1 protein-coding gene is annotated in these 238 nt (G+C 47.9%); it reads left to right on the forward strand.

What is annotated here, in order from left to right; genetic code table 11:
* Nucleotides 1–27: 27 nt before the first annotated feature.
* Nucleotides 28–238 (forward strand): hypothetical protein (locus tag R0J92_RS26400; protein ID WP_411053866.1); only part of this gene is annotated, 211 nt, incomplete at its 3' end.

Consider the following 238-nt stretch of genomic DNA (forward strand, 5'->3'; position numbering starts at 1 on the left):
GGACCAGCTTAACGGTAGGACATCTCAATGAACCACCCAAACAACAGTAAAATGGAAACATTGCTCAGCGCTTATAAAAGACATCTTCTGCTTTACAAAGCTGAGCTAGAAACCACTTGGAAAGGGGCACATAAGGACACTCGGTGGGTTCACCATATTACAAGCGTGGCGCATAAGTTAAGCGGCTCAGGGAAGGCGTATGGTTTTGTCGAGCTATCCCAACTGGCCAGAGAGCTGG

Source organism: Tritonibacter sp. SIMBA_163 (genome assembly GCF_046535935.1).
GTDB classification, from domain to species: domain Bacteria; phylum Pseudomonadota; class Alphaproteobacteria; order Rhodobacterales; family Rhodobacteraceae; genus Epibacterium; species Epibacterium scottomollicae.